This window comes from Microtetraspora fusca (assembly GCF_001570365.1).
Classification (GTDB): Bacteria; Actinomycetota; Actinomycetes; order Streptosporangiales; family Streptosporangiaceae; genus Microtetraspora; species Microtetraspora fusca.
Window position 1 is genome coordinate 1 of sequence record NZ_BBYK01000039.1, and the last position, 21,733, is coordinate 21,733.

The 21,733-nt window shown below is 70.6% G+C and carries 20 protein-coding genes and 1 riboswitch; of the genes, 9 read left to right on the forward strand and 11 right to left on the reverse strand.

Annotated elements, in window-relative coordinates:
* Positions 1-280: 280 nt before the first annotated feature.
* Together AWQ68_RS03015 and mgrA are read left to right on the forward strand one after the other, a co-directional pair.
* Positions 281-2,338 carry a S9 family peptidase gene (locus AWQ68_RS03015; RefSeq protein ID WP_066934303.1) on the forward strand — a complete coding sequence of 686 codons (2,058 nt, stop codon included), beginning with the start codon at positions 281-283 and terminating at the stop codon, positions 2,336-2,338.
* Entirely contained in the window at positions 2,335-3,360 is a 1,026-nt protein-coding gene (gene mgrA, locus AWQ68_RS03020) for an L-glyceraldehyde 3-phosphate reductase (protein ID WP_066934306.1), read from the forward strand. Before AWQ68_RS03015 ends, mgrA begins: the two co-directional genes overlap by 4 nt.
* 60 nt (positions 3,361-3,420) lie before the next feature.
* Here mgrA and AWQ68_RS03025 read toward each other — a convergent pair whose 3' ends face one another.
* On the reverse strand, positions 3,421-5,826 hold the full coding sequence (locus AWQ68_RS03025) for a lysylphosphatidylglycerol synthase transmembrane domain-containing protein (protein ID WP_245655722.1): 2,406 nt from the start codon (positions 5,824-5,826) through the stop codon (positions 3,421-3,423).
* Positions 5,827-5,925: 99 nt separating this feature from the next.
* On the opposite strand from AWQ68_RS03025, the gene AWQ68_RS03030 reads away from it, so the two are divergent.
* The 4 genes from AWQ68_RS03030 (at position 5,926) to AWQ68_RS03040 (ending at position 9,018) form a co-directional block, all read left to right on the forward strand.
* Positions 5,926-6,321, forward strand: coding sequence for an RpiB/LacA/LacB family sugar-phosphate isomerase (locus AWQ68_RS03030; protein WP_245655723.1), 396 nt, complete (start codon positions 5,926-5,928; stop codon positions 6,319-6,321).
* 10 nt (positions 6,322-6,331) lie between these two features.
* The gene (locus tag AWQ68_RS03035; protein ID WP_066934310.1) at positions 6,332-8,344 is read left to right on the forward strand and encodes a molybdopterin-containing oxidoreductase family protein; all 2,013 of its coding nucleotides are present in this window, start codon (positions 6,332-6,334) and stop codon (positions 8,342-8,344) included.
* 102 nt (positions 8,345-8,446) lie between these two features.
* Positions 8,447-8,629 carry a hypothetical protein gene (locus AWQ68_RS40400; protein ID WP_169808846.1) on the forward strand — a complete coding sequence of 61 codons (183 nt, stop codon included), beginning with the start codon at positions 8,447-8,449 and terminating at the stop codon, positions 8,627-8,629.
* Entirely contained in the window at positions 8,626-9,018 is a 393-nt protein-coding gene (locus AWQ68_RS03040) for a type II toxin-antitoxin system VapC family toxin (protein ID WP_066934314.1), read from the forward strand. Before AWQ68_RS40400 ends, AWQ68_RS03040 begins: the two co-directional genes overlap by 4 nt.
* A gap of 1 nt (position 9,019) precedes the next feature.
* Here AWQ68_RS03040 and AWQ68_RS03045 read toward each other — a convergent pair whose 3' ends face one another.
* Complete coding sequence (locus AWQ68_RS03045; protein ID WP_084463597.1) at positions 9,020-9,466, reverse strand: GNAT family N-acetyltransferase; 447 nt, start codon at positions 9,464-9,466, stop codon at positions 9,020-9,022.
* 105 nt (positions 9,467-9,571) lie between these two features.
* Here AWQ68_RS03045 and AWQ68_RS03050 point away from each other — a divergent pair, with 105 nt between their 5' ends.
* Positions 9,572-10,024 carry a hypothetical protein gene (locus tag AWQ68_RS03050; RefSeq protein WP_066934317.1) on the forward strand — a complete coding sequence of 151 codons (453 nt, stop codon included), beginning with the start codon at positions 9,572-9,574 and terminating at the stop codon, positions 10,022-10,024.
* A gap of 41 nt (positions 10,025-10,065) precedes the next feature.
* Here AWQ68_RS03050 and AWQ68_RS03055 read toward each other — a convergent pair whose 3' ends face one another.
* The 3 genes from AWQ68_RS03055 to AWQ68_RS03065 form a co-directional block, all read right to left on the reverse strand.
* A complete protein-coding gene (locus AWQ68_RS03055; protein ID WP_066934321.1) occupies positions 10,066-10,443 on the reverse strand; it encodes a VOC family protein in 378 nt (125 codons plus the stop codon).
* Positions 10,444-10,687: 244 nt separating this feature from the next.
* Complete coding sequence (locus AWQ68_RS03060; RefSeq protein ID WP_066934323.1) at positions 10,688-11,014, reverse strand: DMT family transporter; 327 nt, start codon at positions 11,012-11,014, stop codon at positions 10,688-10,690.
* Positions 11,015-11,055: 41 nt separating this feature from the next.
* Positions 11,056-11,122: riboswitch (guanidine-III (ykkC-III) riboswitch) on the reverse strand.
* Between the two features lie 35 nt (positions 11,123-11,157).
* A complete protein-coding gene (locus AWQ68_RS03065) occupies positions 11,158-11,958 on the reverse strand; it encodes a class I SAM-dependent methyltransferase (RefSeq protein ID WP_066934326.1) in 801 nt (266 codons plus the stop codon).
* A 478-nt stretch (positions 11,959-12,436) separates the two neighbouring features.
* Here AWQ68_RS03065 and AWQ68_RS03070 point away from each other — a divergent pair, with 478 nt between their 5' ends.
* Together AWQ68_RS03070 and AWQ68_RS03075 are read left to right on the forward strand one after the other, a co-directional pair.
* Positions 12,437-14,272 carry an acyl-CoA dehydrogenase gene (locus tag AWQ68_RS03070; RefSeq protein WP_066934329.1) on the forward strand — a complete coding sequence of 612 codons (1,836 nt, stop codon included), beginning with the start codon at positions 12,437-12,439 and terminating at the stop codon, positions 14,270-14,272.
* Between the two features lie 197 nt (positions 14,273-14,469).
* Positions 14,470-14,694, forward strand: a complete 225-nt coding sequence (locus AWQ68_RS03075) for a hypothetical protein (protein WP_066934332.1) — start codon at positions 14,470-14,472, stop codon at positions 14,692-14,694.
* Positions 14,695-14,715: 21 nt separating this feature from the next.
* On the opposite strand, the gene AWQ68_RS03080 is transcribed toward AWQ68_RS03075, so the two are convergent.
* The 6 genes from AWQ68_RS03080 to AWQ68_RS03105 all read right to left on the reverse strand — a co-directional run bounded on the left by AWQ68_RS03080 (position 14,716) and on the right by AWQ68_RS03105 (position 21,690).
* Positions 14,716-15,009 carry a Dabb family protein gene (locus AWQ68_RS03080; RefSeq protein WP_066934335.1) on the reverse strand — a complete coding sequence of 98 codons (294 nt, stop codon included), beginning with the start codon at positions 15,007-15,009 and terminating at the stop codon, positions 14,716-14,718.
* Positions 15,010-15,085: 76 nt separating this feature from the next.
* Positions 15,086-16,114: a TIGR04500 family putative peptide maturation system protein gene (locus tag AWQ68_RS03085; RefSeq protein WP_169808847.1), complete on the reverse strand. Its 1,029-nt coding sequence runs from the start codon at positions 16,112-16,114 to the stop codon at positions 15,086-15,088.
* Between the two features lie 260 nt (positions 16,115-16,374).
* On the reverse strand, positions 16,375-17,739 hold the full coding sequence (locus tag AWQ68_RS03090; protein WP_066934342.1) for a dihydrolipoamide acetyltransferase family protein: 1,365 nt from the start codon (positions 17,737-17,739) through the stop codon (positions 16,375-16,377).
* A 16-nt stretch (positions 17,740-17,755) separates the two neighbouring features.
* Positions 17,756-18,730 carry an alpha-ketoacid dehydrogenase subunit beta gene (locus AWQ68_RS03095; RefSeq protein WP_066934345.1) on the reverse strand — a complete coding sequence of 325 codons (975 nt, stop codon included), beginning with the start codon at positions 18,728-18,730 and terminating at the stop codon, positions 17,756-17,758.
* Positions 18,727-19,842 (reverse strand): pyruvate dehydrogenase (acetyl-transferring) E1 component subunit alpha, encoded by a 1,116-nt coding sequence (gene pdhA / locus AWQ68_RS03100; protein WP_066934348.1) that lies wholly within the window; start codon positions 19,840-19,842, stop codon positions 18,727-18,729. The genes AWQ68_RS03095 and pdhA overlap by 4 nt, the downstream gene beginning before the upstream one ends.
* Before the next feature lie 228 nt (positions 19,843-20,070).
* A complete protein-coding gene (locus AWQ68_RS03105) occupies positions 20,071-21,690 on the reverse strand; it encodes an amidohydrolase (protein ID WP_373281490.1) in 1,620 nt (539 codons plus the stop codon).
* Between the last annotated feature and the right edge of the window lie 43 nt (positions 21,691-21,733).

Sequence of the window (21,733 nt, forward strand, 5' to 3'; positions counted from 1 at the left end):
TTCCGGGGCAACCCCTCTAACTTACCAGGCCGGAGAGGTTCTCGCAAACACTTCTTCGGGACCAGCGTGTTTCAAGGGGTTGTCGGCGTGTCCCGCACGCACCCATGCTTGATCGCCGAAGTGATCGGAAGGGGTTGTGCCGGGCGTTGCCGACAGCAAAAGATTAGCAGTCCTCTGGAGTGGCCGAGTACGGATCACCGACGCCCGCGGCTCCGGCGAGGCCGATGCCGTACGAATCGGAGGGCCTCGACAGCGCGGAGGCCGACCATAGACTCGGCCCGTGAGCAGCGATATGCCGCCTGTGGCGAAGAAGGTCCCCACCACCCGCACGCATCACGGGGACACCGTGATCGACGAGTACGCGTGGCTGTTCAAGAAGGACGACGCGGACACGATCTCCTACCTGGAGGCGGAGAACGCCTATACGCAGGAGGCGACCGGCCACCTGAAGGATCTGCAGGAGAAGGTCTTCCAGGAGATCAAGGCCCGCACTCAGGAGACCGATCTGTCGGTCCCGACCCGCAAGGGCGCCTGGTGGTACTACTCGCGCACCGAGGAGGGCAAGCAGTACGGCATCCAGTGCCGGGTCGCCGCGGACGGGGACGATCCGCCCGCGCTGACGGCCGGCGAGGCTCTCCCCGGGGAGCAGGTCCTCCTGGACGGGAACGAGTTGGCCGGCGACAGCCCCTTCTTCGCGGTCGGCACCAGCGCCGTCAGCCCGGACGGCACGATGCTCGCGTACTCCACCGACTTCTCGGGGGACGAGCGCTTCACGCTGCGGTTCAAGGACCTGCGCAGCGGCGAGCTTCTCCCCGACGAGATCCCCGGCATCTTCTACGGCGGAGCCTGGTCGGCGGACGGTTCGACGTTCTTCTACACGACCATCGACGAGGCGTGGCGTCCGTACCGCGTCCACCGGCACACGCTGGGGTCGGACGAGGACGTCCTCGTCTACCAGGAGGACGACGAGCGGTTCTGGATCGGCATCGGGCTGACCCGCAGCCAGCGGTACCTCGTCCTCAGCGCGGGCAGCAAGATCACCAGTGAGGTCCGCGTGCTGGACGCGGCCGACCCGACCGGCGAGTTCACCGTCGTACGGCCCCGCCACACCGGCGTCGAGTACGACCTCGACCACGCGGGCGACCGCTTCCTGATCCTGCACAACGACGGCGCCCGGAACTTCGAGCTGGCCACCGCGCCGCTCGACGCCCCGGGCACGTGGACCCCGCTCATCGAGCACCGCGAGGACACCCGGCTGCTCGACGTGGACGCCTTCAAGAGCCACATCGTCGTGCACTTCCGGCGGGAGGGGCTGACCGGCATCAGGATCCTGCCGGGCGACGGGGGCGAGCCGTACGAGATCGCGTTCCCTGAGCCGCTCTACGACGTCGCGCCGTCGGGGAACCCCGAGTTCGAGACCTCCCGGCTGCGGCTCGGCTACACCTCGATGATCACGCCGCCGTCGGTCTACGACTACGACCTCCCCTCGCGCGAGCTGATCCTCCTGAAGAGGAGGCCCGTGCTCGGCGGGTACGAGCCCGAGGACTACGAGCAGTTCCGCGAGTGGGCGACGGCCGAGGACGGCACGCGCGTGCCCATCTCGATCGTGATGAGGAAGGGCGCCGGGCGGCCCGCCCCCACCCTCCTGTACGGCTACGGCAGCTACGAGACCTCGATCGACCCGTACTTCTCGGTGGCCCGGCTCTCGCTGCTCGACCGGGGATTCGTCTTCGCCGTGGCCCACGTCAGGGGCGGCGGCGAGATGGGCCGCGGCTGGTACGAGGACGGCAAGCTGACCAGGAAGAAGAACACGTTCACCGACTTCGTGGCCTGCGCCAGGCACCTCAAGGCCGCGGGCTGGTCCAGCCGGATCATCGCGAGGGGTGGTTCCGCGGGCGGGCTGCTCATGGGCGCGGTCGCCAACATCGCGCCGGAGGAGTTCGCCGGGATCGTCGCCGAGGTGCCGTTCGTGGACGCGCTGAACACGATCCTGGACCCGTCGCTGCCGCTGACCGTCATCGAATGGGACGAGTGGGGCGATCCCCTGCACAACCCGGACGTGTACGCCTATATGAAGTCGTACTCCCCATACGAGAACATCGACGGCAGGCCGTACCCGCCGATCCTGGCGATCACCAGCCTGAACGACACCCGCGTGCTCTATCACGAGCCGGCCAAGTGGATCGCCAGGCTGCGTGCCACCGCACAGGGTGGGCCGTTCCTGCTCAAGACCGAGATGGGCGCGGGCCACGGCGGCAGGAGCGGCCGGTACGACGCCTGGCGCGAAGAGGCCTTCGCGCTGTCCTGGATCCTCGACCGAGCTGGAGTGACCGAATGACGTACACCGCGGCGGCCGACCGCTACGGCCCCATGCCGTACAACCGGACCGGACGGAGCGGGCTGAAGCTGCCGGCGATCTCGCTGGGGTTGTGGCACAACTTCGGCGACGACAAGCCGATCGACACCCAGCGCGCCATTCTGCGCCGGGCGTTCGACCGCGGCGTCACCCACTTCGACCTCGCCAACAACTACGGCCCGCCGTACGGCTCCGCCGAGATCAACTTCGGCCGCCTCTTCCGGGAAGATTTCGCGAAATACCGGGACGAGCTGGTGATCTCGACGAAGGCGGGCTACGACATGTGGCCCGGGCCGTACGGCGAGTGGGGGTCGCGCAAGTACCTGCTGTCCAGCCTGGACCAGTCGCTCTCGCGGATGGGCCTGGACTACGTGGACATCTTCTACAGCCACAGGTTCGACCCCGAGACGCCCCTTGAGGAGACGATGGGGGCGCTCGACCACGCGGTGCGCTCGGGCAAGGCCCTCTACGCCGGGATCTCGTCGTACTCGCCGGAGCGGACGAAGGAGGCGGCGGAGATCCTGCGCTCGATGGGGACGCCGCTGCTCATCCACCAGCCGTCGTACTCCATGATCAACCGGTGGATCGAGGGCGGCCTCCTCGACACCTTGGAGCAGGAGGGCGTGGGCTGCATCGCGTTCTCTCCGCTGGCGCAGGGCATGCTGACCGACCGCTACCTGAACGGCATCCCGCGGGACTCGCGGGCCGCGCAGGGCAAGTCGCTCGACCCGGCCCTGCTCTCGGACGAGACGCTGCGGCACATCCGCACACTCAACGAGATCGCCAAGGGGCGTGGCCAGACGCTCGCCCAGATGGCCCTGGCCTGGGCGCTGCGGGACCGCCGGATGACCTCCGTGCTGATCGGCGCGAGCAGCGTCGCCCAGCTTGACGACAGTCTCGACGCGGTGCGGCGGCTCGACTTCACACCGGACGAGCTGGACGCCATCGACAAGGACGCCGTCGAGGCCGGCATCAACCTCTGGGCCGCCTCCAGCGCCGGCTGATCACGCCCGCTCTCGCCTGTACGGCCCGCACTCCGGTACGCCGGAGGCGGGCCGTACGCGTTACAGGGCGTTGTGGCGCTGGAGCCAGGCGAAGGACGCCCAGCCGGGCAGCACGGGAAGCCAGAACGTCATCAGCCGGTACAGCAGCACGGCCGACAGGGACACCGATCCGGGCAGGCCCGCGACGGTGAGGCCGAAGGAGAGCGCGCCCTCGACGGCCCCCAGACCGCCCGGCGTGGGGGCGGCCGAGCCGATCGCGTTGGCCGTGAGGAAGACCACCGCGATCGCGGCGAAGCTCAGATCGCCGCCGAACGCCCGTACGCACGCGCCGAGGCAGATCACGAAGGCGATCGTCAGCAGCAGCGTCCCGCCGAGCGCCTCGACGATCTTGGACGGCGACTGCAGCACGTCGAGGAGCCGGGGCACCACGCCGGAGAACATCGCCCGCAGCCGTACGGTCAGGAACCGGCGCAGCGGCCGTACGGCCAGCACGATCAGGCTGAGCACGGCGACCGCCAGCAGCGCGATCAGCAGGCCCCGGGACGGGGTGAGGGACGGCGCGGCCTGGGTGCCGGTGATGTATCCGAAGAGCAGCAGCAACAGGATGTGGCACATCAGGCCGACGAGCTGGGACGCGCCCACGCTCGCCACCGCCGGCCCGGGCGGGATGCCGCGTTTCTGCAGGTATCGGGTATTGATCGCGACGCCGCCGACCGCGGCGGGCGCGACCAGCTTGACGAACGACGCGGCGAACTGCACCAGCATGGTCCGCCCGAGCGGCAACTGCTCCGGAACGAACCCGCGCAACATGATCGCGGCGGCCAGGTAGCTGAGCGCGGCGCCGACGAGCGCCACACCGCCCCAGGCCCAGTTCGCGGTGAGCACCACCGACACCAGGTTGACCTTGCTGAGCTGGGACAGCAGGAAGTACGCGGCGAGCGCGCTCGCGATGATCGTCACCAGCGTCCGAGGCCGGAAGCGTTCGAGCCGGACCTCGTCCACCGCGACCTGCGGCTTCAACGCCGCGATCTGCTCGCGCAGCGCGGGCAGCAGGTTCTTCTCCTTGCGCGCGGCGGCGCGGGTGCCGCGGGTGAGCGCGATCTGCTGCAGCAGCGGCAACGCACCGGCCAGCGTGTCCGCGCCGAGCACGGCGGCGGCGGAGGCGACCGAGCGCTCGGGACCCACACGCAGGCCCAGATAGGTGAGGAGCTGGGCCAGGTCGAGGCGGAGCAGCAGGTCGCCGGCCGCGATCTCGCCGCTTCTGGCGTCGACGAGCAGCACCCGGCCGTCCTTGTCCACGTGGATGCTCTCGCCGGTGAGGTGGCGGTGGGCGAGCCGGTGCGCCTCGAGCAGCCGCACCTGCTCCCAGATCTGGGCGAGCAACGCATCGTCGATCTCGTCGTCGCTGAGCTCCTCCAGCGGGCGGCTGTCGACGTGCTCGTACGCGAGGAGCGCCGCCTCGGTGCCCACCTCGCTGGTGCCGAGGAGGCGCGGCAGGTTCGCCCCCGCCGCCTGCGCCGCGTACGCCATCAGGGCCTCGCGCTCCAGCTCGGCGCGCAGTGAGCGGATGGCCCGCCGCCGCGTGTCCGGGTGCAGCCACACCCGGCGCCACAGCCGGTACACGATGCCGGCCACCTGCCGGTCCCGGTCGAGGACCGTCACGTCGAGCTGGGCGCCGCCGGCGAGGCCGACGAGGTAGCGGCGGCTGCCGGAGCTGTCGTCCTCGACGCGCCGCCCGCTCATGGGAGCGAAGCCGAGCCGTCTGAGCGCGTGGATCACCGCGCTGCCCGGAGGCCGGGTGTTCGCGCTGCCGATGCCGTACAGCGTGCCGTAGCCCACGGCGAGGCCGACCATGTAGGTGACGATCACGCCGAGGGCGGTCACCTTGGTCGCGGTGAACAGGGCGAACACGTCGAGCACGATCGCCCCCGCCATCAGCGTGCGCCAGCGCGGCCGGCGCGTCATCCGCACCGCCGTGGCGTACGCGATGGCGGGGGTGAGCACGGTGTTGAGCGGCTCGACCTCCCTGCCCCCGGTGAGGAGCTGTTTGAGGTCCGCGGCTCCCGAGCCGATCAGCCACTCGTCCAGCGTGTACGAGATCAGCAGGGCGAGGATGGCGGCGATGAGCCCCTGGGTGACGCGCATGCCGTCGCGGTGGAAGACCCGTTCGACGGCGAAGGCCATCGGGACGATCAGCACGGAGATGCCGCCGAGCAGCCCCGCGGCGGACGACAGCACGTCGGGCGCGCGGCCGGTTCCCGCCTGGACGTCGGTCTCCAGACCGTTGAGAGTGCGCTGCAGGGCGAGGGCGAGCAGCACCACGGCGGCGAGCGTGACCAGGGTGAGCAGGAAGCGCAGGGCGTCGGAGGGGCGGCGGATGCGCTGGGGTAGCAGGGGCTCAACGACGAGGACGGCTCCGGAATCAGGAGTCTCCGTCGTCGTATTCTTCTCCTTTATGCCCCTCACCACCAGCGATTCTGTGCGATCTTCGCACTCCGTGTCCACAATCGATGCATGCGACTTTCACTCGCCTCGGACAGCCTTGACGGCATAGCGTCACAGATCGTGACCGAAGCGGAGCGGCGCGGTCATTCAGTCACACTCTATGGAGCATTGGCTCCCGGTGGCCGGACGGATTGGGCCTGGTGCTGCGCGCAGGCGGCCCGCGACGTCGCGGCCGGCCGATCCGAACAGGCCATCGTGTGCTGCTGGACCGGTACCGGCGCCTCGATCGCCGCGAACAAGGTACCGGGCGTACGCGCCGCGCTGTGCGTAGATGCCGCGACCGCCGCGGGTGCGCGCACCTGGAACGACGCGAACGTGCTCGCGCTCAGCCTCCGCCTGACCTCTCGGCAGATCCTGACCGAGATCCTCGACGCCTGGTTCTCCACCGGGCCGAGCACCGCCGAGGACGACCGGGCGAACATCGGCCTGCTGAAAGAGCTGGAAGGCGCCTCGTAAAGTTACCGTCATGGAGTTGCGCGTTCTCGGTGCCTGCCCGCTCGACTGTCCCGACACCTGCTCGTGGGAGGTGACGGTCAAAGACGGCCAGGCCGTCGCCCTGCGCGGCAACCGCGACCACCCCTTCACCCGCGGCGCGCTCTGCGTGAAGGTCAACCGCTACCTGGAGCACAGCCGGGCGGCCGACCGGATCCTCCACCCGCTGAAGCGGGTCGGGCCGAAGGGCTCCGGGCGGTTCGAGCGGATCAGCTGGGACGAGGCGCTCACCACGATCGCCGACCGGCTGACCGCCATCATCGCGGAGCACGGCGGGGAGGCCGTCTGGCCGTACCAGGGCACCGGGACGCTGGGGTACATCCAGGGCGAGAGCGGCCTGGCCGGGCGGCGCTTCTGGAACGTGCTCGGCGCGTCGTACCACGATCTCAACATCTGCTCGCGCGCGGGAAACCTCGGCGTCAAGTACGTCAACGGCAGCGCCGGGGGCATGGACCCCGAGACGTTCGCGCTGTCCCGGCTGATCCTGCTGTGGGGGACGAACACCCTGACCAGCGGCCACCACATGTGGAAGTTCGTGCAGGACGCCCGCGCGAACGGCGCCCACGTCGTGGCGATCGACCCGATCAGGACCCGTACCGCGGAGCAGGCCGACGAGCACCTGCCGATCCGTCCCGGCACGGACGGCGCGCTCGCGCTCGGCCTGCTCTACGTGGTGCTGGAGGAGGGCGCGGAGGACCGCGACTACCTGGAGAACCACACGGTCGGCTGGGACGAGTTCCGCGCCGAGATCCTGAAATATCCGCCGAGCAGGGTGGCCGAGATCACCGGGCTGCCCGAGGCCGACATCCGCGCCCTCGGCGTACGGCTCGCGCACACCCGGCCCACCGCCATCCGCGCGACCATGGGCATCCAGCGGCACGAGGGCGGCGGCGCGGCGATGCGGGTGATCTCCTGCATTCCCGGCGTGACGGGCGACTGGCGGCACCCGGGCGGCGGCGTCTCCTACTCCACGTCCGCGCACTTCCCGTTGCACGTGGACCCGCGTGACGACCTGCTGGAGAAGCCGGTGCGCACGCTGACGATGACCCGGCTGGCCGACGGCCTGGACGAGTCCGTCAAGTGCCTGTGGGTCTACGCCGCAAACCCGCTCGGCTCGACCTCCGACCAGAATCGGGTGCGCGAGGCGCTGCTGCGCGAGGACCTGTTCACGGTCGTGATGGAGCAGTTCCCGACCGACACCGTCGACTACGCCGACATCGTGCTGCCCGCGACCATGCAGACCGAGCACATCGACCTGCACGCCGGGTACGGCCACATGTACGTGGTGTGGAACGAGCCCGCCGTCGAGCCCCCGGGCGAATGCGCGTCCACGTCGGAGACGTTCCGCCGGCTCGCCCGGCACATGGGCCTGACCGAGCCCTCGCTGTACGACTCCGATCTCGAACTGGCCGAGCAGCTCCTCACCGGGACGCCCGCCATCACGCTGGAGCGGCTGCGCAAGGAGGGGTGGGCGCGGCTGCCGGTCCCCGACCCGTTCGTCCCCTTCGCCGACGGCTTCCCGACGCCGTCCGGGAAGCTGGAGTTCGTCTCGGACCAGGCCGAGGCCGACGGCCTGCCCCGGGTGGCCGGCTACGTCCCCTCGCACACCGCCCGTACGGCCGTGCCGGGGAAGCTGACGCTGATCACCCCGGCACAGCACAACTTCCTCAACACGATCTTCAGCAACAACCCCGAGCTGCTCAGGCGCTCCAAGGGGCCGCGGGTCACGGTCAACCCCGTGGACGCCGAGGCGCGCGGGCTCGCGGACGGGCAGCTCGCCAGGGTGTTCAACGACAACGGCGAGTTCTCGGCGTACGTGGAGATCAGCGACCGGGTCCGGCCGGGCGTGGCCGCGGCGCCGAAGGGGCACTGGCCCAAGCTCAGCCCGGGAGGGGCCAACCCGAACGCCGTGGTGGACGAGCGCGACGCCGACATGGGCCGCGGCGCCGTCTATCACGACAACTTCGTGGACATCGCCCCCGCATAGAGGCCATGGTGCATGTAAAATGCATGCATGGTGGCTCTTCAAATCCGGGACGTACCGGCGGAGGTTCGTGACGCCCTGGCAGAACAGGCGAACGCTCGCGGGATGTCTCTCCAAGGACTCCTGCTCGAACTGGTGACGACCGAGGCCCGCCGCTCGCGGAACCTCGCCATCCTGAAGCGTGCCGGCGACCGTCCGGGCACGCATCTCGGCGAGGTCGGGGAGGCCGCGAAGGAGCTCGCGGCCATCCGATCCGAGCGGCTGGACCGCTCGGAGAGCGACAAGTGATCGTCATCGACGCGTCCGTCCTCGCTGAGGCGTTGACGGGATCCGGCCCAGTCGGAGAGGCGGCCCGCGCGGCGCTCACAGCTGATCCGCGATGGGCCGCGCCGCCTCATTTGAAGGTGGAGACGATGTCGGTCATCCGGGGACGCCTGCTGGGAAAGAAGATCAGCGCGGACGCCGCCGCAGAGGCCGCCGACGATCTGAGGGACATCGTGGTCGACAGAGTCGACGAAGACTGCCTGTTGCCCAGGATGTGGGCACTGCGCGACAACCTCTCGTCCTATGACGCCGCCTACGTCGCCGCGGCCGAGGCACTCCAGTGCGCGCTCGTCACCGCCGATCGCAGACTCGCCTCCGCAGTTGGGCCTCGCTGCCCTATTCGCGCTATCTGAGTCAGATGCGGAGCTTGAAGCCCTCGTGCGTGGGGGTGAAGCCAAGCGAGGCGTAGAAGCGGTGGGCGTCGTGGCGCGCCTTGTCCGTCGTGAGCTGGACGAGGCGGCAGCCGCGTTCGCGGGCCCGCTCGACGGCCCACTCCATCATCCGGCGCCCGATCCCCCGGTTCCGGTGCGGCGCGGCCACCCGGACCGCCTCGATCTGGGCGCGCTCCGCCCCGCGCCGGGACAGCCCGGGGATGAAGGTGAGCTGGAACGTCCCGACCATCTGGCCGTCCTCCTCGGCCACGATCAGTTCGTTGCGGGGGTCGGCGTCGATGGCCTCGAACGCGGCCATGACGTCGATTCCCTCGACGGGCTCGCGGGCCGCGGCGACGGCGTCGTCGTCGAGCATCGCCAGGATGGCCGGCACGTCCTCGCGCCGGGCGGTACGGAATGAAACAGACACGCGCTGAGCCTAGCGGCGGGGCGTAGGGGACCAAAGGGGCGGCTCAGGGTGCGCTCAGGGGTCTCCCCGATGCCGCGCACGCCCGCCGAGTTGCAGCCTTGAGCTATGAACGAACTGACTCGACGTGACGAGATGTCCCTCGCCGGAGCGGCTCTGCGCGGCGCGCCGTGGAAGGTCGCCGCCGTCTCGGGCGGAGTGGTCGCCGCGGTCGGCTTCCTGATGGGCTGGGTCCTCCCCGGCCCCGCCGACCTGGCCTGGTCGCTGTGTCTGGGCCTCCGTGTCTTCACGGTGGTGGCGGCCGTCGGCGCGATCGCGAAGCCGGATCACGGCGATCGGGTCACCCAGCAGGCGCGGCGCTGGTCGCTGCGCCACCCCTGGCGGTTCGCGCTCTATCCGGGACTCGGCTCCGCGGTGCTGATGTACCCGGTGCAGCTGGTCATCGGCCGGGAGGGCGTCTTCGGCGCGGCGTGGGACGCGCTGTGGGGTGGCGCGCTCGTCTACGTGATCACCGCCGTGATCGCGCTGTCGATGGGTCGCCGCACGCAGGGCAACGGCTGACGGGCGCTCCCGGGCGTCGCCCGCGGGGGCGGCGACGCCCCTCAGGCGCCGCGCTCGGCCTCGCTGCGGCAGACGCAGAACTCGTTGCCCTCGGGGTCGAGCAGCGTGACCCAGCCGGTGCCGTCCGCGTTGCGGTGGTCCTCGTACAGCGTGGCCCCAAGGCCGACGAGACGTTCGACCTCCTGGTCCCGGGTGGCGCCGTCGACGCCGTTGACGTCGAGGTGGAGCCGGTTCTTGGTCGCTTTCCCCTCAGGGACCCTGATGAAGAGCAGGTGCGGCGGCCCGTCGGGCCGGTCGAGCATGACCTCGTCGTCGCCGGGCTCGGACTCGACCAGCGGCCAGCCGAGGGCGGTGCTCCACCACCCGGCCAGCTCGTACGGACGGGCGCAGTCGACGGTCACCATGTGAATCTCAATCATGCGCTCACCCAAGCGAAACACCGCCAAAGCTGTCAAGCCGGTTATCCGTTGAAGGCGTCAACACCTGAGGGTTCCGCCGGGCGCGGATCGGGTCGCGACCGACTCCGGCCGGGACGAGCGCCGGCCGTACGTATCCACGAAGGCGGACTGCACCGGCCACGGAGTGTGTCCATGGTCGCGGGGATACCGACCGTCTGCCCCGGGTCGATCACCAGGACCGCGCCCGCGTAGGGGCGGCAGTGGCTCAGTGAGCGGCGCCGCCGGCCAGGTTGAGGCCGATCACGCCCAGGATGATGAACACGATCGAGACGATCTTCAGCAGGGACGCGTTGTCTCCCAGCAGGGCGATGCCGAGGAGCGCGGTGCCGACCGCGCCGATGCCGGTCCACACGGCGTAGGCCGTGCCGACCTCAAGGCTCTTGAGCGCCAGCGACAGCAGGCCGAAGCTGAGCACGGCGAAGACGAAGAACCCGACCGACCACCACAGATGCGAGAAACCGGCGCTCATCTTGAGCGAGTAGGCCATCGCGACTTCGAACAGGCCGGCGACGACGAGCAGGACCCAGGCCATGGCTCCCCCTTGGTACGAGACTGAACTTCCTGGTTACAGGGAGTGCGTCGTCTTCGCTTACCGGGTACGGCGCGTCTCGTCCGGGATGGCCGCGCGGTCGATCGCCGCAGGACCCATCAGTGGAGAAAGTAACACATCTCCACTTATTTGCTGCTATCCCACCAAATCGTGACGAACTGCCGCGGTGGGAGCGGCCACATCCCCAGCTCCTCCGCGGCCCGCGCCACCTCAGGGCCCCGCGCGGGGTCGAGGCAGAGCCGCAGGCACGCGGAGGACGCCATCTCCTCGATCGACTCGAAGGGCGCGTCGGGCGCGGTGTGCGCCTCGCTCTGCGCCGCGAACCCCATCTCGCGGGCGATCGCCAGCACGTCCTCGGATGTCGGTCGATCGGGCCTGGTCAGGCCATGAAAACGGCCCCAGAGCGGGTTCAGCCAGGTCGTCGGGTGGACCAGCGGGAGTTCGAGCACCACCCTGCGCCGCGCGTGCGCGTCGAGCGCGGCCAGGAACGGCACGAGGTCGGGCACGTTGAAGACGACGTGCGCGCACACGGCCACGTCGGCGACGGGCGTACGGTCGGCCACGTCCGGCCAGCGCCCCTCGACCAGCCGGATGGTGCCGCACCCGCTCTCACGTCCGCGCGCGGCCAGCGCCTCCAGCATGGCGCGGTTCTCGTCCACGGCGACCAGCGCCGCCGGACGCAGCGGGAGACTCGCCGCACCGGTACCCGCCCCGACGTCCAGCACCGACCCCTCGTCGGGCAGCGCCTCCCGGGCCCGCTCGTACGTCGGCCCCTGCGGTGCCGCGAGGACGGCGTCGGTCCTCCTGGCGAAGCGGGCGACCCGATGCGTCCACGGGCTGGCCGGCGCCTTCGCCAGGATCTCCTCAGGGATGGCCCAGGACTCGAGGTCCGCCCGCCAGCGTGCTGCTCGCTCATCAAGGCTCACAGTCGCCCAGAGTATCCATTTGCGCTCGCTGTGTTCATTGCGCTCGCTCCGCTCGCGCGGGCTCGGGGCGCCCACAGGCGATGTCTTCCCTCGTCGCTCGGAGTCGCTCGTCCCTCGCTGTGTCTATTGGCCTCGCTCCGCTCGGCGGCTCAGGGCGCCCGAAGTCGGCTCGTGCCCTCGTCACGTCCTCACTCCTTCGTCGCTCCGGGCGTTCCTCGGTTACTTCACCGCCGCGCCCCTCGCTCCCCACTCGCTCCTCAGTCCAGACACCGCCGCGCCCCTCGCGGGTGAGCGGTTGGCCTGGGTTCATGCACATGGCGCCCCTCGCGCGCACGGTCGCTCCTCAGCGTCCCTCGCGGGGTTGTGGGACATACCGGCACATTGCTTGCATATTGCCGGTTACCGGCGGGTAGCATTCCTTTAGAGTTACTGACTAGTACGTAACCCCCGACTGTCGTGGTTTCGAGGAGCGCACGAGATGGGCCACTACAAGAGCAACATCCGCGACCTGGAGTTCAACCTGTTCGAGGTGTTCGGGCGCGGGGAGATCCTCGGCGGCGGCCCGTTCCAGGACATCGACGAGGACACCGCCCGCAGCATCCTGGACGAGGTGAACCGGCTGGCCACCGGCCCCATCGCCGCGTCTTTCGAGGACGCCGACCGGCACCCGCCGGTGTACGACCCGGCCACGCACACCGTCACGATGCCCGAGAGCTTCAAGAAGTCGTACCAGGCGTGGGTCGACGCCGAGTGGTGGCGCATGGAGCTGCAGCCCGAGCTCGGCGGCACCCCCGCCCCGCGCAGCCTCGTGTGGTCGGTGGCCGAGCTGGTGCTCGGCGCCAACCCCGCCGTCTGGATGTTCGGCAGCGGTCCGGCGTTCGCCCGGCTGCTGTTCGAACTGGGCACCGAGGACCAGAAGCGGTTCGCCGAGCTGGCCGTCGAGCGCAACTGGGGCTCCACGATGGTGCTGACCGAGCCGGACGCCGGCTCCGACGTGGGCGCCGGCCGTACCAAGGCCGTACGGCAGGAGGACGGCACCTGGCACATCGAGGGCGTCAAGCGCTTCATCACCAGCGCCGAGCACGACATGGCGGAGAACATCTTCCACCTCGTGCTGGCCCGCCCCGAGGGCCACGGCCCCGGCACCAAGGGCCTGTCGATGTTCCTCGTGCCGAAGTACCTGGTCGACCTCGAGACCGGCGAGCTGCGTGAGCGCAACGGCGCGTACGTCACCAACGTCGAGAAGAAGATGGGCCTCAAGGTGTCCACCACCTGCGAGCTCACCTTCGGCGAGAAGCACCCTGCCGTCGGCTACCTCGTCGGCGACGTCCACGACGGCATCCGCCAGATGTTCATGGTGATCGAGCACGCCCGGATGATGGTCGGCACCAAGGCCATCGCGACGCTGTCCACCGGCTACCTGAACGCGCTCGACTACGCGAAGAACCGCGTCCAGGGCGCCGACCTGGGCCGGTCCGCCGACAAGACCGCCCCGCGCGTCACCATCACCCACCACCCGGACGTCCGCCGTGAGCTGATGCTGCAGAAGTCGTACGTGGAGGCCATGCGGGCGCTGGTGATGTACACGGCGACCTTCCAGGACTCCGTCCAGATCGCCGAGGCCGAGGGGCGCAGGGACGAGGCCGCCGAGGCGATGAACGACCTGCTGCTGCCCATCGTCAAGGGTGTCGGCTCCGAGCGCTCGTACGAGCTGCTCGCCCGCTCGCTCCAGACGCTCGGCGGCTCCGGCTTCCTGCAGGACTACCCGATCGAGCAGTACATCCGCGACGCGAAGATCGACTCCCTGTACGAGGGCACGACGGCGATCCAGGGCCAGGACCTGTTCTTCCGGAAGGTGCTCAAGAACCAGGGCGTCGCCCTCGGCTCGCTGCTCGGCGAGATCGCCGCGTTCGCGGGCTCCGAGGCGGGCAACGGGCGGCTGAAGGCCGAGCGGGCGCTACTCGGCGAGTCCGCGGCCGAGGTCAAGGCCATGGCCGACACGATGGCGGGCTGGGCGATCGCGTCGCTCGAGTCGCCGAAGGAGGTCTACAAGGTCGGTCTCAACACCACCCGGTTCCTGATGGCGCTGGGCGACGTGGTCCTGGCCTGGCTGCTGCTGCGCCAGGCGGAGATCGCGCTCGCGGCCCTCGGCGCCCCCGAGGCGCCGGACGCCGCCGACACCGCCTTCTACACCGGCAAGGTGGCCGCCGCGACGTTCTTCGCGCAGACGGTCCTGCCCCGGGTCGCCGCCGAGCGCCGGGTACTCGACGCCACGTCCCAGGACGTCATGGAGCTGCCGGAGGACGCCTTCTAGCCGTACCGGCTCCGAATCCGGCGATCGCGCGGTTCCCTCGGGAGAGGGCGCGCGATCGCCGCGTTTCCGGGTGACGCGTCGGGAGCCGGATGGGCTGACCCCACGGCTGAAGCCGAGGCCGCGCCCGAGAATTTTCGATCAGCCAGAGCCGGGTATGACCGTGGCATACGCGTTGTTTACCGTCCGGAGGTTCGGCGATGGGCATCGGGGTCAGCCTCTTCTTTCTCACGCTCGGAGCGATCCTGAAGTTCGCCATCGACCCCGATGTGCTCGGAAAAGCCGTGCACATCGATGTGATCGGCGTGATCTTCATGATCGTCGGAGGCGTGGGGCTGCTCCTCAGCGTCGTCCTCGGCTCCCGCCGGGGTGCCACCTCGGACAGCCAGCTCATGGAACACGAGAACCACCCGCCCAAGCCCTGAGCCGAGCCCGCGCCGTCAGGGTCAGACGGCGTACTGCACGGCGGCGCGGGACGCGAGGATCGGCTTGATGTGCTCGGCGATGATCGACAGGTGCGTCGGGTGGTCCCGGTAGGCCAGGTAGTCCTCGACGGTGTCGAAGTCGGCGACCACGGCGAACTCGTGGTTGCCGGGGTTGATGCCCGCGTCGGCGCCGACGGCGTAGCTCCTGATCTGCGAGATGATCCCCGGCAGGGTGTTCAGCCGCGCGGCCACCTCCGCCTTCTGCTCGGCGGTGGCGTCCTCGGTCCAGGTGAACAGCACGACGTGCCGGATCATGGTCGTCCCCTTCGCGGTGTGACTGCGGGAGGAAGCCTAGTGCTCGGCCGCCGTCGATTGACTCGGCGAGGGCGCGTCACAGCCAGTGCCACTCGACCGACGCCGCCCGCCTCCTGGCGGCCAGCCAGTCGGTGAAGGCTGCGGCGCCCGCCTCGGCCAAGGTGGCCGGGTCCTCCCCGGCCGGGCGGCGCTCCAGGACCACACCGGTGAGATGGCCGTCTCCGTGGCGTACGGGGCCGACCACGGCGCCCTCCGGGGCATCGCGGAGCGGCTCCGGCAACTCCCACGCCCGGCGCTCGCCCAGCGTCACCCGGGCCTCGCCGTACCCGAGCAGGCCGCCCAGGCCGCCTGGGTCACCGAGGCCGAGCAGGGACGCGACGTCCACGGGCCGGGGGCCGGTCGCCCAGAGCGCGCGCACCAGGTCGAATCCGGGACGGTGGGCGGCGAGATAGCCGGGCGCCAGCTCCGCCTCCTTGCGGCGCCGGAACCGCCGCCGCCGGGCGACCCCGGCGATGAACGCCTCGAACTGGGGCCCGGACATCCCCATCTCCGCCAGCCAGGAGAGCGTGGCGGCGCGGTCGTGCAGCCCCCAGGCCCCGCGGATCTCCCGGGCGGCCTCCCGGAGCTCCTCGTCGTCCACCGGTTCGTCGTCCGCGAGCACCTCGTTGTGGACGAGGCACTGCTCGACGATCTCGTCGTGGACCGCCACCTCCCGGCGGGTGAGGGTGCGCAGCATGGCCAGGACCTCCGCGACCGGGACGTGTACCCGGTCGACGGTGAGCAGGTAACCGGCCGCCCAGTGGGTGGAGTGTTCGATCAGCCATGGGACGCCGTCGTCCGCGGGGGTGCTGATCGCGACCGTCCCGCCGCCCGGATGGTTCACCAGGAGGTCGTAGTCCACCACCGGGGAGCCGGGGCGCACGTCCACGACGAGCTGGACCCGCGCCGCCGGGTGCCGGGCCGACCACTCGGCCACCGCGCGCCGGGCGTCCGGTACGGCGGCGCGGCGCCGGCGCAGCCCGCGCAGAAGCTCCACGCCTTCGGAGAGGACGCGAAGGAAGTCCTCGGCGCCGGCTCCCGTCGTCAGGGGCAGGGGGCTGCTCACGGTCTCTCCTCGGATGAGCCGGTGCCGCGCGACGAGGCCGTCCAAGGGGGCTGGGTGATGGCCTCGCCGCGCAGGTCCGCGGTGGCGCCCGGGCGGCATCCGATCCGCACCGATCCCGTTCTCCCGGGCGCCTGCGTCAAACGCTAGGCCGCCCTGCTTGGGGCCTACTGGTCTTGATCTTGGAGACGACTTGGGGGCGGCCCCGCCGATGCGGGACCGCCCCCTCACGCGTTCCGTGACCCCTCACGGGATCGCGGAGATCATCCCCAGGCCAGCATGCGCAGCGGGTCCTCCAGCATGGCGCCCACGTCGCGGAGGACGTAGGAGCCTTGCTCGCCGTCGATCACGCGGTGGTCGAACGACAGCGCCAGCGTGGTGACCTTGCGGACCGCGAGCTGGCCGTCCACCACCCACGGCATGTCGCGGATCTGGCCGATCGCCAGGATCGCCACCTCGCCGGGGTTGATGATCGGCGTGCCCGCGTCCACCCCGAACACGCCCACGTTGGTGATCGTGATCGTTCCGCCGGTCAGCTCGGCGGGCGTGCACTTCCCGGCCCGCGCCCGCTCGGTCAGCTCGGCCAGCGCCCGGGCCAGCTCGGGCAGGGACATCGCGTGCGCGTCCTTGATCTTGGGCACGATCAGCCCGCGTTCGGTGGCCGCGGCGATGCCGAGGTTCACGTACCGCTTGACGATGATCTCCTCATCGGTCCACGCGGCGTTCGCCATCGGGTGCCGCTTCACGGCGGTGAGCAGCGCCTTGGCCACCAGGAGCAGGGGCGAGACCTTCACCCCGGCGAAGTCCGGCAGCTCGCGCAGCCGGCGGACCGCCTCCATCGTCTCGGTGACGTCCACCTGGAGCCACTCGGTGACGTGCGGCGCGGAGAACGCGCTGGCCACCATGGCCTGCGCGATCGCCTTGCGCACGCCCTTCACCGGGATGCGCTCCTCCCCACCCGCCGGTACGGCTCCCGCCTGGTACGGCACCGCCACGGGCGCCGCGACGGCGGCCTGGACGTCGTCGCGGGTGATCGACCCCTGTGGACCGGTGCCCACCACCGTGGACAGGTCAACCCCGAGGTCCTTGGCGAGCTTGCGCACCGGCGGCTTGGCCAGCACGGAGACCCGGCCGCCCTGCCGGGGCACGGCCGGGGCCGGCGCCTGGGGCTGCGCCGGCACGGGGGTGGGCGCAGGAGCGGACACCGGAGCCGACGGCGCGGCGGCCGGCTGCTTGCGGGGGCGGCGCGTCGTCGTACCGGGCTTGACGCCGTACCCGACCAGCACCGGCTGGCGCTCCGGCTTGGGCGCCGGTCCGCCGACCATCCCCGGCTCCACCGCGCCCTCGACCGGCGGGACCGACTCTCTCGGCTCATCGGCGCCGTCCTCCGGGACGACGTCCACCGAGATGATCGGCGTGCCGACCTCGACGGTCTGCCCCTCGGACACCATCAGCGCGGACACGGTGCCCTCGTACGGGCACGGCAGCTCCACCACGGCCTTGGCCGTCTCGATCTCGACGATCGTCTGGTTGATCTTGACGGTGTCCCCGGCGGCCACGTGCCACTTGACGATCTCGGCCTCGGTCAGCCCCTCGCCCACGTCGGGAAGCTTGAACTCACGCAACATGAGGATCCTCCCTTTCCTAGTAGGCGAAGACGCGGTCCACCGCGTCGAGCACGCGGTCGAGGTCGGGCAGGTAGTGGTCCTCAAGGCGGGACGGCGGGTAGGGCGTGGAGAACCCGCCGACGCGCAGCACGGGGGCCTCCAGGTTGTAGAAGCAGTGCTCGGTGATCCGCGCCGCCAGCTCCGCGCCGAAGCCGCTGAAGACCGGCGCCTCGTGGACGACCACGCAGCGGCCGGTCCGCGCCACGGACTCGACGAGCACGTCCAGGTCGAGCGGGTTGAGCGAGCGCAGGTCGATCACCTCGACGTCGCGCCCGTCCTCCTCCGCCGCGGCCGCGGCGGAGAGGCAGGTCTTCACCATCGGCCCGTACGCGAGCAGCGTCACGTCCGAGCCCCGCCGTACGGTCCTGGCCCGGTCGAGGGGCAGGCCGGAAGCGGCGAGGTCCACCTCGGCCTTGTCCCAGTAACGGCGCTTCGGCTCGAAGAAGATGATCGGGTCGTCGCAGCGGACCGCGTCCTGGATCATCGTGTACGCGTCGGCCGGGTTGGAGCAGGACACCACGCGCAGCCCGGCGGTGTGCGTGAAGTACGCCTCGGGCGACTCGGAGTGGTGCTCCACCGCGCCGATGCCGCCGCCGCAGGGGATGCGGACGACGACGGGCAGCTTGACCGCGCCGAGCGAGCGGAGCGGCATCTTGGCGAGCTGCGTGATGATCTGGTCGGCGGCGGGGAACACGAAACCGTCGAACTGGATCTCGCACACCGGGCGATAGCCGCGCAGCGCCAGTCCGATGGCGGTGCCGATGATGCCCGACTCGGCGAGCGGGGTGTCGATGACGCGGTCCTCGCCGAACTCCTTCTGCAGGCCGTCGGTGACGCGGAAGACGCCGCCGAGCTTGCCGACGTCCTCGCCCATCACGAGGACCTTGGAGTCCTCCTCCATCGCGCGGCGCAGGCCCTCGTTGATCGCCTTGGCCAGGGTCAGTGTGGTCATCGGCCGGCCCCCGTCTCAGCGCCGTTCTCGAAGCTCGCCAGGTATGCCAGGTACTGCTCCCGCTCCTCGTCCACCAGGGCGTGCGGGCCGCCGTACACGTGGTCGAACATCGCCTGGGGTTCGGGGTCGGGCAGTTCGAGGCAGCGCCGGCGCACGTCCTTGCCGAGCGCGTCGGCCTCGGCGTCGACCTTCTCGAAGAACTCCTGGTCGGCGAGCTGGTTCTTGAACAGGTACGCCTTGACCCGCTCGATCGGGTCCTTCAGCTTCCACGCCTCCAACTCGTTGGCGACCCGGTAGCGGGTGGGGTCGTCCGAGGTGGTGTGCGCGCCCATCCGGTACGTGAACGCCTCGATCAAGGTCGGCCCCAGACCGTTGCGGGCGTCCGCGAGCGCCTTTCGGGTCACCGCGAGGCAGGCGAACACGTCGTTGCCGTCCACACGGATGCCGGGGAAGCCGAAGCCGGAGGCGCGCTTGTACAGCGGGATGCGCGTCTGCTTCTCCAGCGGCTCGGAGATCGCCCACTGGTTGTTCTGGCAGAAGAACACCACCGGGGCGTTGAACACGGACGCCCAGATGAAGGACTCGTTCACGTCACCCTGGGACGTGGCGCCGTCGCCGAAGTACACGATCGTGGCGGCCTCGGCGCCGTCGCGCTGGACGCCCATGGCGTACCCGACGCCGTGCAGCGTCTGGGAGCCGATGACGATCGTGTAGAGGTGGAAGTTGTGCTCGTACGGGTCCCAGCCGCCGTGGTTGACACCGCGGAACATGCCGAGCAGCTTCACCGGGTCGACGTCGCGGCACCAGGCCACGCCGTGCTCGCGATAGGTGGGGAACGCCATGTCGGCGTCGGTCAGGGCCCGGCCGGAGCCGATCTGCGCGGCCTCCTGCCCGAGCAGCGAGGCCCAGAGTCCGAGCTCGCCCTGCCGCTGGAGGGCGACGGCCTCCAGGTCGATGCGCCGCACCAGGACCAGGTCCCGGTAGAGCGAGCGCACCTCCTCGGTGGTCAGCTCGATGTCGTAGTCGGGGTGCTCGACTCGCTCGCCTTCCGGCGTGAGCAGTTGGATGAGCTCCGGGGGTGCGTCGGCACCACGAGGGGCTTCGGCTGTCACGTGCCACTCCTGTGCGTCTAGGGCCGCGCGCGTGTGGGGTCGCCACCCGAGTACGGCCGGGTCCTCACGCGGTCGGCGTCCATGGTGTGAATACCGGCCGCGTATGCGGACATCGTGGCAGAGGCCACTCCCCGCCGCGCAAGCCCCTTCTCGACGCCCACCCTTCCACGTTCCCCGAACCCCTTGGGCGAACCATGGTCATCAGGTGGGCGCGAGAGGGACTCAGCCTCATCCGGCGCGGTACACCACCCGGCCGTCGATCATAGTCAGCCAGGCGTCCACCCCGGCCAGCTCGTCCACGCCGAGAGTGTCGAGGTCGCGGTCGAGGACGACCACGTCAGCCAGCTTTCCGGGGGTCAGCGAGCCGATCCTGTCCTCCATCCGGACCGCGTACGCGGCGTCGATCGTGTGTGCGCGCAGCGCCTCGTCCAGGGTCACCGCCTGGTCCGCGCCGATCGGGCCGCCCTCGCGGGTGCGCCGCCGTACGGCGTTGGCGACGGTCTCCATCGGACGCAGCGAGGAGACGAAAGCGTCGCTGGACAGCACGGGGCGCAGCCCGGCGTCGATCTCCTCGCGCATCGGCTGGAGGCGGTGGCCCCGCTTCTCGCCGAGCCGCCGGACGAAGTCCGTCCCGCTGTCGAAGAGGAAGTTGGGCTGGTTGACGGGGATCACGCCGAGCACGGCGAAGTCGCGCACCTGGGCCTCGGTCGGGTGGCCGCAGTGCTCGATGCGGGGCCGGGAGTCGTCGCCGGTGACCGCCACGGCGGCCCTGATCGCGTCCAGCGCGTAGGACATCGCGAGGTCGCCCTGGGTGTGGATGCCGACCTGCCAGCCCGCCTGGGCGGCCCGCCGTACGAGCGCGGTGAGCTCCTCGGGCGAGTGGTAGGTGGAGCCGGTGAACTGGCCGTGCTCGCCGTACGGCTCGCTGAAGAGCGCGGTGCCGCCGAGCAGGGTGCCGTCGGCGTAGAACTTCATCGCGCCGAGGCGCAGCCAGTCGTCGCCGAACGGCCCGGCCAGCCCGATCTCGGCCAGGTCGTCCAGCATGTGCGAGAGCGGCATGCAGATCGTGCGGACCGGCAGCGTGCCGGCGGCGCGCGCGGCCCGGTAGATCTTCAGCTCGCGCCGGGACACCTGGGGGTCGCACACGGTGGTCACACCGGCGGACAGGTACGCCTCGCCCGCGGACGCGAGCCAGGAAAGCAGCTGCTCGGCCGGCAGGTCGGTGTGGAAGTTGGGGCCGTGGCAGCCGATGTCCACGGCGAGCGGCAGCAGCAGCTCCATCGCGGAGTCGAGCACCATGCCGGTCAGCCGCCCGCCCTCGTCGCGGAGGAAGGCGCCGCCGGCCGGGTCGGCGACGTCGGCGGTGATGCCCCGCCAGGTCAACGCGGCCGAGTTCACGACGGCCTGGTGCCCCGACACGTGGTAGATGATCACGGGGTGCTCGGTCGTGGCCTCGTCGATCTGGCGCATCGTCGGGCGGCCCTCGGGGTACTTGGCGTCGTCCATGCCGAACGCCCTGATCCACTGGCCCGGCGGGGTGACCGCGGCCTCGGCGGCGATCGCCGCCACCAGGTCGGCCACGCTGCCCACCCGCGGGTAGCGGGCGTCCACCGACACCAGCGACTCGGCGGTGGAGAGCAGGTGGTTGTGCGGGTCGATGAAGCCGGGCAGGACGGTGCGCCCGGCCGCGTCGATCACCTCGGCCCCCGGTCCGGCCGCCGCCAGCACCTCCTCGGCCCGGCCCACGGCGAGCACCCGCCCGTCCCGTACGGCGAGCGCCTCAGCGATCGGCCGAGCCCGGTCCATGGTGCGGACCTTGGCATTGGTGACGACGACGATCGACGACAACTCTCCTCCTCTGAATCGTGAACAGCTGATCGTGCGGGGGGTG